General features: G+C 67.0%; 15 protein-coding genes. 10 read left to right on the top strand and 5 right to left on the bottom strand.

Translation table 11 applies throughout. The features are described from left to right. The first annotated feature begins 158 nt into the window (after positions 1-158). From ACSFBC_RS01900 to ACSFBC_RS01870, 7 genes are all read left to right on the top strand, one after another. Positions 159-1,385 (top strand): ABC transporter substrate-binding protein, encoded by a 1,227-nt coding sequence (locus tag ACSFBC_RS01900; RefSeq protein WP_435508612.1) that lies wholly within the window; start codon positions 159-161, stop codon positions 1,383-1,385. Between the two features lie 14 nt (positions 1,386-1,399). After that, positions 1,400-2,632, top strand: a complete 1,233-nt coding sequence (locus tag ACSFBC_RS01895; RefSeq protein WP_435508611.1) for an ABC transporter substrate-binding protein — start codon at positions 1,400-1,402, stop codon at positions 2,630-2,632. A gap of 32 nt (positions 2,633-2,664) precedes the next feature. Beyond that, positions 2,665-4,302, top strand: coding sequence for a long-chain-fatty-acid--CoA ligase (locus ACSFBC_RS01890; protein ID WP_435508610.1), 1,638 nt, complete (start codon positions 2,665-2,667; stop codon positions 4,300-4,302). A gap of 195 nt (positions 4,303-4,497) precedes the next feature. Next, the gene (locus ACSFBC_RS01885) at positions 4,498-4,998 is read left to right on the top strand and encodes a putative pterin-binding protein (protein ID WP_435508609.1); all 501 of its coding nucleotides are present in this window, start codon (positions 4,498-4,500) and stop codon (positions 4,996-4,998) included. A gap of 126 nt (positions 4,999-5,124) precedes the next feature. Next, on the top strand, positions 5,125-6,993 hold the full coding sequence (locus tag ACSFBC_RS01880) for a putative bifunctional diguanylate cyclase/phosphodiesterase (RefSeq protein ID WP_435508608.1): 1,869 nt from the start codon (positions 5,125-5,127) through the stop codon (positions 6,991-6,993). 129 nt (positions 6,994-7,122) lie between these two features. Beyond that, a complete protein-coding gene (locus ACSFBC_RS01875) occupies positions 7,123-7,335 on the top strand; it encodes a hypothetical protein (protein WP_435508607.1) in 213 nt (70 codons plus the stop codon). A 208-nt stretch (positions 7,336-7,543) separates the two neighbouring features. After that, positions 7,544-7,816 (top strand): hypothetical protein, encoded by a 273-nt coding sequence (locus ACSFBC_RS01870; RefSeq protein ID WP_435508606.1) that lies wholly within the window; start codon positions 7,544-7,546, stop codon positions 7,814-7,816. Between the two features lie 81 nt (positions 7,817-7,897). On the opposite strand, the gene ACSFBC_RS01865 is transcribed toward ACSFBC_RS01870, so the two are convergent. The 5 genes from ACSFBC_RS01865 to ACSFBC_RS01845 all read right to left on the bottom strand — a co-directional run bounded on the left by ACSFBC_RS01865 (position 7,898) and on the right by ACSFBC_RS01845 (position 11,399). Further along, positions 7,898-8,287, bottom strand: a complete 390-nt coding sequence (locus ACSFBC_RS01865) for a hypothetical protein (RefSeq protein ID WP_435508605.1) — start codon at positions 8,285-8,287, stop codon at positions 7,898-7,900. A 279-nt stretch (positions 8,288-8,566) separates the two neighbouring features. Beyond that, complete coding sequence (locus ACSFBC_RS01860; protein ID WP_435508604.1) at positions 8,567-8,734, bottom strand: hypothetical protein; 168 nt, start codon at positions 8,732-8,734, stop codon at positions 8,567-8,569. 144 nt (positions 8,735-8,878) lie between these two features. Next, positions 8,879-9,301 carry an RNA-binding S4 domain-containing protein gene (locus ACSFBC_RS01855; RefSeq protein ID WP_435508603.1) on the bottom strand — a complete coding sequence of 141 codons (423 nt, stop codon included), beginning with the start codon at positions 9,299-9,301 and terminating at the stop codon, positions 8,879-8,881. An 8-nt stretch (positions 9,302-9,309) separates the two neighbouring features. Beyond that, entirely contained in the window at positions 9,310-10,716 is a 1,407-nt protein-coding gene (locus tag ACSFBC_RS01850; protein ID WP_435508602.1) for a sensor histidine kinase, read from the bottom strand. Next, a complete protein-coding gene (locus ACSFBC_RS01845; protein WP_435508601.1) occupies positions 10,716-11,399 on the bottom strand; it encodes a response regulator in 684 nt (227 codons plus the stop codon). Before ACSFBC_RS01845 ends, ACSFBC_RS01850 begins: the two co-directional genes overlap by 1 nt. Before the next feature lie 116 nt (positions 11,400-11,515). On the opposite strand from ACSFBC_RS01845, the gene ACSFBC_RS01840 reads away from it, so the two are divergent. From ACSFBC_RS01840 to ACSFBC_RS01830, 3 genes are all read left to right on the top strand, one after another. After that, entirely contained in the window at positions 11,516-12,475 is a 960-nt protein-coding gene (locus ACSFBC_RS01840) for a tripartite tricarboxylate transporter substrate binding protein (protein ID WP_435508600.1), read from the top strand. A gap of 187 nt (positions 12,476-12,662) precedes the next feature. Continuing rightward, the gene (locus tag ACSFBC_RS01835) at positions 12,663-13,199 is read left to right on the top strand and encodes a tripartite tricarboxylate transporter TctB family protein (RefSeq protein WP_435508599.1); all 537 of its coding nucleotides are present in this window, start codon (positions 12,663-12,665) and stop codon (positions 13,197-13,199) included. 1 nt (position 13,200) lies between these two features. Next, positions 13,201-14,715: a tripartite tricarboxylate transporter permease gene (locus ACSFBC_RS01830; protein ID WP_435508598.1), complete on the top strand. Its 1,515-nt coding sequence runs from the start codon at positions 13,201-13,203 to the stop codon at positions 14,713-14,715. Positions 14,716-14,732 lie beyond the last annotated feature (17 nt).

Raw genomic sequence — 14,732 nt, 5'->3', positions numbered from 1 at the left:
CTGCGGCTTGTCTCTGGTCTGGCTGTTGTGCGGCCCATGCTAGGACCAAGGCCCGGGCCTCTCAATCGTCCTTTCCGACGATGCCGCCGGCCGAAGCGGCTGCCTACGATCCGTCCCGACGCCGACCGTGGCGCAACAGAAAAACCCAGGAGACCGTCATGCCCGTATTCCCATCCCGCCCGTCGAAGGGCTTCGTGCGCACCGGTGCCGCGCTGCTGCTCGGCGTGGTCGCGGTGTTCGCCGCGCACGCGCAGAAGCGCTACGACACCGGCGCCACCGACACCACGATCAAGATCGGCCACATCGTTCCATACTCGGGCCCGGTCTCGGCCTACGGCACGATCGGCAAGGCCGCCAGCGCCTGGTTCGCCAAGATCAATGCCGAAGGGGGCATCAACGGCCGCAAGGTGGAGTTCATCTCGCTCGACGACGCCTACACGCCGTCCAAGACCGTCGAACAGGCGCGCAAGCTGGTCGAGCAGGACGAGGTGCTGGTGCTCTTCGGCCCGCTGGGCACGGCGCACAACATGGCGATCCGCCGCTACATGAACGCCAAGAAGGTGCCGCAGCTCTTCGTGGCCACGGGCGCCACGCGCTTCGGCGACCCCAAGGACTTTCCCTGGACCATGGGCTGGCAGCCGACCTACCAGACCGAGGGCCTGATCTACGCCGAGCACATCCTGAAGACCAAGCCCGACGCGAAGATCGCGGTCCTGATGCAGAACGACGACTTCGGGAAGGACTTCCTCAAGGGCTTCCTCGACGGGCTGGGCGACAAGGCCAAGCGCATGGTGGTGGCGCAGTCGACCTACGAGGTGACCGACCCGACCATCGACAGCCAGATGGTCAACCTCAAGGCCTCCGGCGCCGACACCTTCTTCAGCATCACCACGCCCAAGTTCGCGGCGCAGGCGATCCGCAAGGCGGCCGACATCGGCTGGAAGCCGACGCAGTACCTGTCGAGCGTGTCGGTGTCGGTCTCGGCGGTGATCAAGCCGGCCGGCTACGAGAACGCCCAGGGCGTGATCTCTGCCACCTACCTGCGCGACCCGGCCGACGAGCGCTGGAAGAACACCAAGGAATTCGACGACTACAAGGCCTTCATGGCCAAGTACTACCCGGGCGGCGACATGACGGATTCGCTCAACGTGCTGGGCTACTCGTCGGCCCAGACGCTGGAAGCCGTGCTGCGCAAGGCGGGTGACAACCTCACGCGCGAGAACATCATGAAGATCTCGGCCAACCTGCAGCTCACGCTGCCCATGCTCTACCCGGGCATCGACGTCAAGACTGCCGCCGACGACTTCTACCCGATCGAGCGCATGCAGCTGCTGCGCTTCACCGGCACGCACTACGAGCCCTTCGGTCCGGTGATGGGCCGTTGAGCCTGGAGAACGACATGACACATCCGATTCACACCCTCCATCGGCGTGCCGCGCTGCTGCTGACCGGCACGGCCTTCCTGCTGGGCTGCGGCGCGGCATTCGCGCAGAAGAAGTACGACACCGGCGCCTCCGACACCGAAATCAAGCTCGGCATGGCCATGCCCTACAGCGGCCCGGTTTCGTCGTACGGCATCGTCGGCAAGGTCAACGAGGCCTACTTCAAGATGGTCAACGACAAGGGCGGGATCAACGGCCGCAAGGTCACGCTGATCAGCTACGACGACCAGTACACGCCGCCGCGCACCACCGAGGTGGTGCGCAAGCTGGTCGAGCAGGACGAGGTGCTCGCCGTCTACGGCAACCTGGGCTCCGCGTCCAATGCGGCCATCATGCGGTACATGAACGCGAAGAAGGTGCCGCACCTCCTGCTGGGTGTGGGTGCGGACCGCTTCAACGACCCGAAGAACAATCCCTGGACCACGCCCTACATGCCGAGCTACGAGGGGGAGGGCAGCCTCTACGCGAAGAACATCCTGAAGACGATGCCCGGCGCGAAGATCGCCGTGCTCTACCAGAACGACGATTTCGGCAAGGACCTGCTCAAGGGCCTCAAGAAGGGCCTGGGCGACAAGGCCGCGTCGATGATCGTCGGCGAGGCCTCGTTCGAGATCGCCGACCCGACGGTCGACTCGCAGATCATCATGCTGCAGGCGTCGGGCGCCGACGTGTTCGTCAACTTCGCCACCGCACGCTTTGCCGCGCAGGCGATCCGCAAGGTCTACGACATCGGTTGGCGCCCCAAGCAGCAGTACCTGACCTATGTGTCGGCCTACGTGAAGATGACGCTGGAGCCGGCCGGCCTGGACAAGTCCAACGGCATCATGGCCATGGCCTTCTTCAAGGACGCGACGCAGCCGCGCTGGGCCGACGATCCGGCCACCAGGGAATTCCTGGCCTTCATGAAGAAGTACGCCCCGGACCAGGACGTGACCAACGCCGCCGGCGTGTACGGCTACGGCGTGGCGCAGGCGATGGAACAGGTGCTGAAGGCGGCAGGCGACAACCTGACGCGCGAGAACGTGTTGAAGCAGGCCACCAGCCTCAAGTCGGTGAGCACGGGCATGCTGCTGCCCGGCGTGGCGCTCAACACATCGAGCACCGACTATTGGCCGTTCAGCACCCTGCAACTGGTGCGCTTCAACGGCAAGGAATTCGAGCCGATGGGCCAGTCGATCGCCGTGAAGTAAGCGCCTTTCCAAGAACCACCGGAGACACAAGAATGCTCGGACTGATGCAGGACCGCCCGCTGATGATCTCGTCGCTGATCGATCACGCGGCCACCTTCCACCCGGAGACCGAGATCGTCGCGCGCACCGTCGAAGGCCCGGTGCACCGCACCAACTACCGCGAGGTGCAGCGCCGCGCCAAGCGCGTGGCCAACGCGATGCAGGCGCTGGGCATCACGCCCGGCCAGCGCGTGGGCACGCTGGCCTGGAACACGCACCGTCACCTCGAGCTGTACTACGGCGTTTCTGGCACGGGCGCTGTGCTGCACACGGTGAATCCGCGGCTGTTCCCGGAGCAGATCGACTACATCGTCAACCATGCCGAAGACCAGGTGCTGTTCTTCGACATCTCCTTCGCGGCGCTGGTCGCGCAGCTCGCGCCCGCGCTCAAGACCGTCCACACCTTCGTGGCCATGACCGACCGCGAACACATGCCCGCGATCGATCTGCCCAATTTGCTGTGCTACGAGGAGCTGATCGCCGCGCAGAGCGAGGACTACACCTGGCCCGAGTTCGACGAGCGCACCGCTTCGTCGCTGTGCTACACCTCGGGCACCACCGGCAACCCCAAGGGCGTGCTGTATTCGCACCGCTCGACCGTGCTGCATTCGCTGATGGAATGCGCGCCCGACACCTTCAACGTGAATTCGGGCATGACGCTGCTGCTGGCCGTGCCCATGTTCCACGCCAACGCCTGGGGCATGCCGTACTCGGCCGCGATGGCGGGCGCCAAGCTGGTCATGCCCGGCCCCAAGCTCGACGGCCAGAGCCTCTACGAACTCATGCGCGACGAGAAGGTGACCTTCTCGCAGGCCGTGCCCACGGTCTGGCTGATGCAGTTCCAGTATTTCGATGCGCACCCCGAGATCGACACGCTGGCGCTGGGCCTGAAGCGCATCGGCGTGGGCGGTGCGGCCACGCCGCGCAGCATGATCGAGCGCTTCGAGCGCGACTTCGGCGCCGACTTCGTGCAGGGCTGGGGCATGACCGAAACCAGCCCCATCGGCGTGATCGGCAACCTGCTGCCCAAGCACCGCGGCCTGTCGAAGGAGGCGCAGACGACGGTCAAGATGAAGCAGGGCCGCGGCGTCTGGGGCGTGGAGCTCAAGATCGTCGACGAGGAAGGGCGCCGGCTGCCGCACGACGGCCAGGCCTTCGGCCACCTGCACGTGCGCGGCCCGTGGATCGCGAGCGGCTATTTCAAGAGCGAGGGCGGCGCGGTGCTCGACACCGAAGGCTACTTCCCGACCGGCGATGTGGCGACGGTCGACACCGACGGCTATGTGCAACTGGTGGACCGCGCCAAGGACGTGATCAAGTCGGGCGGCGAGTGGATCTCGTCGATCGACCTCGAGAACGCGGCCAATGCGCATCCGGCGGTGGCCGAGGCGGCCGTCATAGGCATCCCGCATCCCAAGTGGCAGGAGCGGCCGCTGCTGGTGATCGTCAAGCGCGCGGGCGCCGAGGTGAGCGGTGCCGAACTGCAGGCTTTCCTCGCGCAGCGGGTTGCGAAATGGTGGCTGCCCGACCACGTCGCCTTCGTCGATGCGCTGCCGCACACCGCGACCGGCAAGCTGCTCAAGACCAAGCTGCGGGAACAGTTCAAGGACCAGGTCTTCGATCCCGTCTGAGCAGGGCGCCGCCGGCCCTGTGTCTCCATAGAATCGTTCATCGTTTAGGGCCTGTTCACCCTATTTCCGGGGTCGCCCGGAAATAGTGTGAACAGGCCCTATGCCATCGGGCTGGATGCTTCAGTGCAAACGATGTCTCCGCTTCCGGGGTTGCCGATGTATGGTGGCACCACCGGGCCTTTTTCGGAGAACACGATGATGAGAACTGTCAGTCGGCGCGCCTTTCTCGCGGGGTCTTCCGCCTTGGCGCTCGGCTTGTCGGGACCATCGATCGCCGGGGCGCCGATCCTGCTGGTGCGCGGTGCCATCGATGGCGCCGACGCCGCAGGCAACCGGCGCTTCGACCTCGAGGCGCTGCAGGCCATGCCGCAGACCGCCTTCAAGACGGCCACGCCCTGGAACAGGACACCGGTCACCTACAGCGGCGTGGCGGTGGGCACCTTCCTGTCGACGCTCAAGGCCAAGGGCACGCGCATGCGGTTGATCGCGCTCAACGACTACGCGGTGGTGGCCGACATCGACGACCTGGCCCGCAACGGCGCGATCCTGGCCATCGCGAAGGATGGCGCCGCGTTGCCGATCTCGGACAAGGGCCCGATCTTCGTGGTCTTTCCCTTCGACCGCGACTCCAGGCTGCGCTCCGACAGCTTCTACATCTACGCGGTCTGGCAGCTGTGCCAGATCGACGTTCTCTAGGCGCATGCGAATGATGCGCTTGCGTGCCTCGGCCCTGCCTCTGCGATCGCCATGTCAGGGCAGCGGGGCGACGGTCGTCGCGGTCATCCGGGTGCGCCCTCGCTGGTTCCAGAGAGGATCGCGACCTTGAGACCTCCGCGCCGCTTTCGAAGCCTGCTGATGGCGGTGGTGGTGCTGGTGGTGGCAGGCATCGCGGTGACGGTCACGCTGGCCAATTACCTGATGTGGAGTTCGCAATCGACGCGCTTCAACATCACGATCGAGAGCGGGCAGCTCTCGGCCGAGCTGTTCCGCTTCGAGCTGTCGGTGGCCGAGCGCTTTCTGCCGGGCTCGCAGACGACCCAGGCCGAAGTCGAACTGCGCTACCAGATCCTGCTCAACCGCCTCGAGATCATCCGCAACAGCGAGACCTTCGCGGCGCTGACCCAGGTGCCGGAGGGCGCCGCCGAGTACGCGAACGCAGTGACGACGATCCGTCGCGTGGAGCCCCGGCTGGCCGACCTGGGCGAGCCGTCGGCGGCGCGCGAGGTGCTGAGCGAACTGCTGCCGCTGAACGGCCGCATCCTGCGGCTGGCCTCGAGCGCACAGACCGTGCTGACCGACAACATCGCGCGCAAGCAGGAGAGCCTCGGCCGGGTCATCGCCGGTGTATCGCTCATCGTGGTGGTGCTGGTGCTGATCGGCCTGGCGCTGATGGTCTTCGTGCTGCGGCTGAAGCGCCTTTCGGACCGCGATGCGCGGCACGACGCCTTGACGGGCGTGTTGAATCGGCACGGCTTCAATGTCGCGCTGGCCAGCCAGCCGCCCGGCGGGGCCTGTGCGATCGTGCTGCTCGACATCGACCATTTCAAGGACATCAACGACCGCTTCGGGCATGACGCCGGCGACGTCTTCCTGATCCAGTTCGCGGCGCGGCTGGCCGAGGTCGTCGACCGTGGGCAACTGGTGGCGCGCTTGGGTGGCGACGAGTTCGCGATCGTCTTCCTGGGCGGCCGTGCGGGCGAGGAGGCCGAAGCCTGCTGCGAGCGCATCGCGAAGGCCCTGACGGTGCCCTTCGACGTGGGCGAGGCCCATCTGACGGCAACGGCCAGCATGGGCATCGCCTTCAAGATGTCGGGTCAGCTCGACGACGCCGGGGTCCTGATGAAAAGCGCCGACATCGCGCTCTACGCGGCGAAGGGCGCCGGGCGGGCGCGCCACCTGGTCTTCGATCCCGCGATGCGCGACCGGGCACTGCGCGAGCAGAAGCTGCGCCAGGGGCTGCCGGAGGCCCAGAGCCGGTCGGAATTCCATCTACGCTTCCAGCCCATCGTCGACATCGACAGCGGTCGCACCGTCGGCTTCGAGGCGCTGCTGCGGTGGACGCACCCCGAACTGGGCCATGTGTCGCCGGGCGATTTCATCCCGGTTGCCGAGCGCAGCGGCCAGATCGTTTCCATCGGCCGTTGGGTGGTCGAGGAGGCCTTCCGCGACGCCGCCACCTGGCCCGACGACGTCTTCATCTCGATCAACCTCTCGGCCCGGCAGTTCGCCGATGCCACGTTCTGCCTGTTCGTGGAACGGGCGCTGGTGCGCTTCGCGATCCGGCCCGAACGGGTGATCTTCGAGATCACCGAGAGCGTTCTGCTGCACAACAACGCGGCCGGCATCATCAGCCGCTTCCGGAGCCTGGGCGTGCAGGTGGCGCTCGACGATTTCGGGACCGGCTTTGCCTCGCTGAGCTACCTGCGGCGTTTCGAACTCGACAAGATCAAGATCGACCAGTCCTTCATGCAGGCCGGGCACGGCGATCCGCGCAATGCGGTGATCGTGCGTGCCATCTGCAGGCTGGCGGAGGAGCTCGAGCTGGGGGTCATCGCGGAGGGCGTCGAGACGCTCGAGCACCTCGCCTTCGTCCGGTCCATCGGCTGCCGTCTGGTGCAGGGCTTCTACTTCAGCCGCCCATTGCTGGCGCAGGACTGCGCCAGCCGGTGGCAGACCGTCCCGGCTGCCTGAGCGAAACGCGCCCGGACATCGCGAAAAAAGCTTGACTTAACGCAAGAAACTGCCGGAAAAGGCCCTCGGGCGGGTGTCGCGCGACCGGCTTTGCACAGACACTCGGCGACTTGTTCACGAGGAGATGTCATGCAGTTCGTGGTCCACAACGTCTCGGGGAATCAATGGTTCTGGGAGCTTCGGTCGAAACACGACAACGCGCTCTTCGCGCGCAGCACGCAAGGCTTCGCTGACCACGATGCGGCCGTGGCATCGGTCCTGGCCGTGCGCGCGGCCGCGGGCATGGCACCCACCTTCGACGAGGCCGGCAGCCCGATGGCTCCGCCCGCTGAGGCCGCGTAAAGAGAATCAAGGCCTATTGAAAAACGCGGGATTTGTCACCGAATACGGCGCAGGCTGCGTCTCAAAAAGCACACGCCAGCGCAAAAGAACGGCTTAATCGACATGTCGGCAAGGTGTGTCATCGATTGTTAAATGTGAACTTATTCCTTCACCTCAATCGAACCCTCATCACCTCTCGCCAAACCCTGTTTTCAAGCCGGAAAAAGACATGACGACTGACCTGCGCCGCATTGCATTGACCGTGGACGAGCCGTGGCCCGGCATGTACTTCTGGGTGCTTCAGGAAGAAAACGACGATGCCGGCATCTACGAGCCGATCGATTCGGCGGCGGCGCCTGCGAGCAGCTATCACTCGGCGCTGGCCGCAGGCTACATCGCGTTGCAGGCCGTGTGCGGCCTGACCGGGCCGCGCCGGGGCGTCGCGGTCGCGCCCCTGTTCATCAGTCCTTCGATCGACCTGCAGCACACCACGCTCCAGTAGGCCTGCGTAACCCGGCAAAGGGCCACGCCCGTCGGTCGGGCCCGGCTCGGCCCTGGTTCATCGCCCGGACGGGGAAGACCTTCAGACGTTCCGCGGTCGCAGGGGGGGCGCATGGCCATCGGACGGCTGACGGAGCGACACGGACAGTTCGCCCGCCGCCGACACTTCACCCGCGGAAGTCTGTGCAAACGCCCGCTGCTGGTACATCGTCTGCCGCCGCGCGCGCGCGTTGCGTACCGCGATGCTCTGGCGCCTGACCAGTTCGCGCACGCCGTCTTCGGCCGCGATCAGCGCATTGCGGGCCTTGAGCATCATGCCGACGCGGTCCGGTTCCGGCCACATCCAGGTCGGCAACAGCGCCCAGGACGCCTTCAGCGGGTCGCGCAGATCGTCATAGGCGCGCTGATCGGCCTTGTAGGCCGCTTCCAGCGCTGCGACGGCTTCCGCAAATTCCGATTCCCACTGACTCATAAGATCTCCCGTTGACGCACCAGTATGATTGCGACGAACTGTTACCCAATGTTAACTTCTTCACGGCCGCGCGCTTTGTTCACCGAGCGCGTTCAGGCTTTTTCGGTGGATGGCGCGGCGGGCCGAGTGGGTGCGGAGACGGTGGGGTGGGGGGAGCTCTTGGGTCAGGCGGACCCGCGTTCGCCCCCAAGAAGCAGGCAATGGTTGCCATTGCCTCGACCGCGCACGATTCGTGGTGCGGCCACGGCGCGGCGATGAGAACGCGACGCGCCTCAGCGGCTATGTCGACGAGCCTTCCTGAAGCGTGGCGATCGACCGCCTGACGCGACGAGCCAGGGCATCCGTCAAGGGACCGTTCGGAAGGGCAAATGCGATCACCGCGCCGAGTCCCACCACGGCCAGTGCGAACCAGAGGGCCAAAAACTCTGCCTGTGTGAGCGTTTGCATGGTGTGTTCCTCGAACGGAGCCCGGCATGGGCTGGCGAACGCAGTCTGCGCCGCCTTTTTTCTCGCTTCAATACGCCGTTTGGCCTAGCGCAAAGGGCGCTGGCTGTTCCATCCATCCGGCCCCACCGCAAGAGGGCGGAAGGATCAGACGTCCTTGTCGTCGATGGCCGCGCTCCAGCGCGAGCCCCAGCTGCGCGAAGCCTCGTCGAGATGGCGCCGTTCCTTCTTGGTCGGGCGGCCCTGCTCGATGCTCAGCGCCGGTTCGCTGCCCAGGCGCCGCTGTTCGCGTGCCGCGGCCTGCGCCGCCAGGCTCTCGGGTGTTTCTTCGTAGAGCTGTTGCGCCACCGGCGCCGGACCGCGCTGGCCGCTGACAGCCAGGACCCGCACGATGCGCTGGGTCGGACCCTGGCGTAGCGCCACGGTGTCGCCGGCCTTGACCTCGCGCGAGGCCTTGGCCACGTCGCCGTTGACCTGCACCCGGTTCTTGCCGATTTCCTCGGCGGCCAGCGACCGGGTCTTGTAGAAGCGCGCGGCCCAGAGCCACTTGTCGATGCGCAAACGGTCCATTCCTGTCCTTATCCTTTGTCCAGCGGCAGATGCACGACGGCATCGAGGCCGACGACGCGGCCGTCGGTCACACGATTGTCCAGTGTGATCCTTCCCTGAAGCGCGTGCACGATTTCGCGGCAGATCGTCAGGCCCAGCCCGGAGCCGCTGGCCATGTCGCCGGCCGCGAAGGGCGCGAACAGACGCTGCCGCAGGTCCGACGAGATGCCCGGGCCCGCATCGCGCACGCGCAGCACGGCGTGGTCGCCGTCGGCGCGCACCTGCACCGAGAGTTCGCCGCCCGCCGGGCTGTGCTTGATGGCGTTGTGCAGCAGGTTGCGCGAGAGTTCCTGCAGCATCCATCGGTGCGCGTGCACCGGCACGGCCATGGCGTCGAGGTCGAAATCGAGCGCGCTGTCGGCGATCAGCGGCGAGATGTCGAGCGCCACCTGGCGCACGATGTCGCCGAAATCCAGCGTGCTCGATTCGGGCTGCTGGCGCAGCTGCTCTACCTTGGCCAGCGACAGCATCTGGTTGGCCAGCAGCGTGGCGCGGCGCACCGTGCCGGCGATCTCGTCGAGCGCCTGCTCGGCCGGCACGTCGCCGCGGCGGGCCGACTGGACCTGGGCCGTGAGCACGGCCAGCGGCGTGCGCAACTGGTGGGCGCTGTCGCGCACGAAGCGCTTCTGGTGGTCGAGCAGCGCCTGCAGCCGGCCCATCACGCGGGTGGTGGCCTCGACCAGCGGGCGCAGCTCGCGCGGTGCGCCGGCCGCATCGATGGGCGACAGGTCGTCGGCCGGCCGTGCCTCGATGGCCTCGCCCAGCGTGCGCACCGCGCGCGTGGCACGCTGCACCACCAGCGCGGTCACCGCGGCGATCACGCCCAGCAGCACGGCCTGCCGCCAGAGGGTGTCGAGCAGCAGCTTGCGCGCCAGCGTCTCGCGCAGCTCCAGCGTCTCGGCCACCTGCACCACCGCCATGCCGCGGCCGGTCGAGCTCGCCACCGGCTGCAGCAGCACCGCCACGCGCACCGGGTGTTCGCGAAACTCGGCGTCGTAGAAATCGACCAGCGAGGCATAGGGCGGCCGGATCGGCAGCTGCCCACGCCAGAAGGGCAGCTCGTCGAAGCCGGAAATCATCTCGCCGCGCATGCTGGAGACGCGGTAGTACATGCGGCTCTGGTTGTCGGCCTCGAAGGCCTCGAGCGCGGAGTAGGGCACCACGGCACGCAGCACCGCGGCATCGTCGTAGCCCACCACGTCGAGCTGCTCACCGATGGTCTTGGCCGAGGCCAGCAGCGTGCGGTCGTAGGCCAGGGTGGCGGCGGCCAGGCTCTGCCGGTACAGGCTCACGCTGTTGATGGCGATCACGACGGCGACCGGGACCAGGATGCCGAGCAGCAGTCGCGCGCGCAGCGAGGACGCGCGTGCGCGCATCACGGCTTCTCTTCGCGCAGGAGGTAGCCCAGCCCGCGCAACGTCATGAGCAGCGTGCCGGTGCCCGCGAGCTTCTTGCGCAGCCGGTACACCACCACCTCCACGGCTTCGTACTGCACGTCGGCTTCGCCCGGGAACACGAGCTCGAACAGCCGTTCCTTCGAGACCGCATGGCCCGGGTTCATCATCAGCGCCTTGAGCAGCGCGAGCTCGCGCGGCGTGAGCTCCAGCACGTCGGCGCGGTGGTAGATTGCGCCGCTGTCGGCTTCGTAGCGCAGGCCGCCCACGGGCCGCGGCCCGTCGGGCATGGCGCTGCCTGCATCGGCATGGCGCCGTCGCAGGGCGCGCAACCGTGCTTCCAGCTCGTCGAGGTCGAAAGGCTTGGGCAGGTAGTCGTCGGCGCCGGCATTGAGTCCGACGATGCGGTCGCCCACGGTACCGCGCGCGGTCAGCAGCAGCACCGGCGTGCGCAGCCCGGCGGCGCGCGCCTGCGCGAGCACCTGCAGGCCGTCGAGGTTCGGCAGGTTGAGGTCGAGCGCCACCACGTCGGGTTCCAGCGCCTGCCACTGCGCGACCGCGAGCGCGCCGTCGCCGCACACGCGCACGTCGATGCGGCGGCGGCCCAGCGTGCGTTGCAGCGTGGTTTGCATCGTGAGGTCGTCTTCGACCAGCAGCAGCTTCATGGGGGAGGGTGGTTCGGTGTTTACCCCAGTCTGCCGGACAGCCAACTGACAGCGGGGCGGCGCATCATAGCGGCGTTCAGCTTCTACTCAGCTTTCACCGCACAAGGAGACACTCGATGCGTCGCGATACCTTTCTGAAGTCATTGGCCGCACTGGCCGCCGTGGGCGCCTTGCCCCTGTCGGCGCACGCCGCCGCCAACGTCAAGATGATGATCCCGGCCAACCCGGGTGGCGGCTGGGACACCACCGGCCGTGCGCTCGGCAAGGCCCTGACCGATTCCAAGGCCGCCGACACCGTGACCTACGACAACAAGGGCGGCGCCGCCGGCGCGCTCGGCCTGGCTCAGTTCGTCAACGGTTCCAAGGGCGACCCCAACGCGCTGATGGTGATGGGCTCGGTCATGCTGGGCGGCATCATCACCGGCAAGCCACCGGTCAAGCTCGAGCAGGCCACGCCGCTCGCGCGCATCACCACCGAATACAACGTGTTCGTGCTGCCGGCCAATTCGCCGCTGAAGACCATGAAAGACGTGGTCGAGCAGCTCAAGAAGGACCCGGGCAGCGTCAAGTGGGGCGGCGGTTCGCGCGGCTCCACCGAGCACATCGCCGCGGCCATGATCGCGCAGAAGGTCGGCGCCGACCCGTCGAAGATCAACTACGTGGCCTTCCGCGGCGGCGGCGAGGCCACCGCGGCCATCCTGGGCGGCAACGTCACGGTCGGCGGCAGCGGCTACAGCGAGTTCGCCGAGTACATCGCAGCCGGCAAGATGCGCGCGATCGCCGTCACGTCGGCGCAGCGGCTGCCGGGCATCAACGTGCCCACGCTCAAGGAACTGGGCATCGACGTCGAGATCGGCAACTGGCGCGGCGTCTATGGCGCACCCGGCCTGACGGCCGAGCAGCGCAAGGCAGCGATCGACATGCTGCAGGCGGCCCTGAAGAGCAGCGCCTGGGCCGAGGCGCTGAAGAAGAACGACTGGACCTCGTCGGTGCTGACCGGCGACGCGTTCGCCAAGTTCGTCGACGACGACTTCGCGAGCCTGCGGGCGATCATGGCCAAGTCCGGGATGGTCTAGCTCGCCCCCAGTCTGCGGCGCACTTCGTGTCGCCTTCGCCAACCCCCTACCGGGGGCGACACCTGCAGCCCGGCGAAGCCGGTTCTGCGGTGTCCCTGGTGTTCTTTGGGCTCGCGCACTTCGTGCCCTTTGCCTTGGCCCTCGAGCGGGGCCGTTCTGTTTTTTTCCACGACTGTGGGAGTAAAAAATGACAACTCCAGAATCCTCGGTCGCGTCGCCTGCTGCGGCGCTGTGGCCGCAGACGCTGGTCGGCGCGGGTGTGCTGCTGACCGGCATGGCGCTGGCCTTCGGGGCCATCGACATTTCTTCCGAGGCCGGCTATGGCGGCGTCGGGCCCAACTTCCTGCCTTGGCTGGTGTCGATCGTGCTGATGCTGTGCGGCGCCTGGATCCTCTGGGAAGCGCGCACCGGCGGCTTTCGCGAGCTCGATGCGCCCACGGGGGCCGACCGGGCCTACTGGCCCGGCTTCGTCTGGGTGTCGGCGGGGCTCTTGCTCAATGCGGCGCTGATCACCTCGCTGGGTTTCATCCTCAGCTGCACGCTGTGCTACGTGATGGCGGTGCAGGGGCTGCGCCGCGCCAGCGGGCAGGGCGGCGCGAACGCCCCGCGCACCTGGGTCACCGATGCCGTCACCGGTGCGCTGATCGCGGCGCCGGTGTTCTGGATGTTCACGAAATTCCTGGCCATCAACCTGCCAGGCCTGACATCGACGGGCTGGATCTGACATGGAAATCTTCAACGCCCTCATGGCGGGCTTCGCCACCGCCATCACCCCCATCAACCTGCTCTGGTGCCTGGTCGGCTGCGCGCTGGGCACGGCCGTCGGCGTGCTGCCCGGCATCGGCCCGGCGGTGGCCGTGGCGATGCTGCTGCCGATCACCGGCAAGGTCGACATCACGGCCTCGATGATCTTCTTCTCGGGCATCTACTACGGTGCCATGTACGGCGGCTCGACGACCTCGATCCTGCTCAACACGCCCGGCGAAACAGCCAGCATGGTGACGGCGATGGAAGGCAACAAGATGGCCAAGAGCGGCAGGGCGGGCGCTGCGCTCGCGACCGCGGCCATCGGCTCCTTCGTGGCCGGCACCATCGCTACCGTGATCGTCACGCTGTTCGCGCCTTTCGTGGCCGAGTTCGCCGTGAAGCTGGGCCCGCCCGAGTATTTCCTGCTGATGCTGCTGGCCTTCACCACGGTGAGCGCGGTGCTTGGCAAGAGCACGCTGCGCGGCATGACGGCGCTGTTCATCGGCCTGGCCGCGGGTTGCGTGGGCCTCGACCAGATCTCGGGTCAGGGCCGCTACACCGGCGGCATTCCCGAGATGCTCGACGGCATCGAGATCGTGCTGGTCGCGGTCGGTCTGTTCGCGGTGGCCGAGGTGCTCTACGCCGTGCTGTACGAGGGCAAGGTGGTCGAGGGCCAGAACAAGCTCAGCCGCGTGCACATGAGCAAGCGCGACTGGAAGCGTTCGATTCCGGCCTGGCTGCGCGGCACCGCCATCGGCACGCCCTTCGGCTGCATCCCCGCGGGCGGCACCGAGATTCCGACCTTCCTGAGCTATGCGATGGAAAAGAAGCTGGTCAAGAACCCCGAGGACAAGGCGGAATTCGGCACCAAGGGCGCGATCGAAGGCGTGGCCGGCCCGGAGGCCGCCAACAACGCGACCGTGACCGCGGCGCTGATCCCGCTGCTCACGCTGGGCATCCCGACCAGCAACACCACGGCCATCCTGCTGGGTGCGTTCCAGAACTACGGCATCCAGCCCGGGCCGCAGCTGTTCACCACCTCGGCCGCGCTGGTCTGGGCGCTGATCGCCTCGCTCTACATCGGCAACGTGATGCTGCTGGTGCTGAACCTGCCGATGGTGGGCCTGTGGGTCAAGCTGCTCAAGATCCCCAAGCCCCAGCTCTACGCCGGCATCCTGATCTTCGCGACGGTCGGTGCCTACGGCATGCGCCAGAGCGCCTTCGACCTGTTCCTGCTGTATGCCATCGGCGTGCTGGGCGTGATCATGCGGCGCTTCGATTTCCCGACCGCGCCCGTGGTGGTGGGCATGATCCTGGGCCCGCTGGCCGAGGCGCAACTGCGCAACGCGATGTCGATCGGCGAGGGCAGTGCGATGGTCTTCTTCCAGCGCCCGATGTCGATCACGCTGGTGGTGGTGATCCTGGCGGTGCTGACGCTGCCGCGCATCGCGAAGGCGATGGCGATGCGCAAGGAGCGCGCGCAGCTCGCCTGAACCACGCCGCCGCCGGC

Source organism: Variovorax frigidus (genome assembly GCF_051216515.1).
GTDB lineage: Bacteria > Pseudomonadota > Gammaproteobacteria > Burkholderiales > Burkholderiaceae_C > Variovorax.
This window is presented reverse-complemented; position numbering and strand designations above follow the sequence as displayed.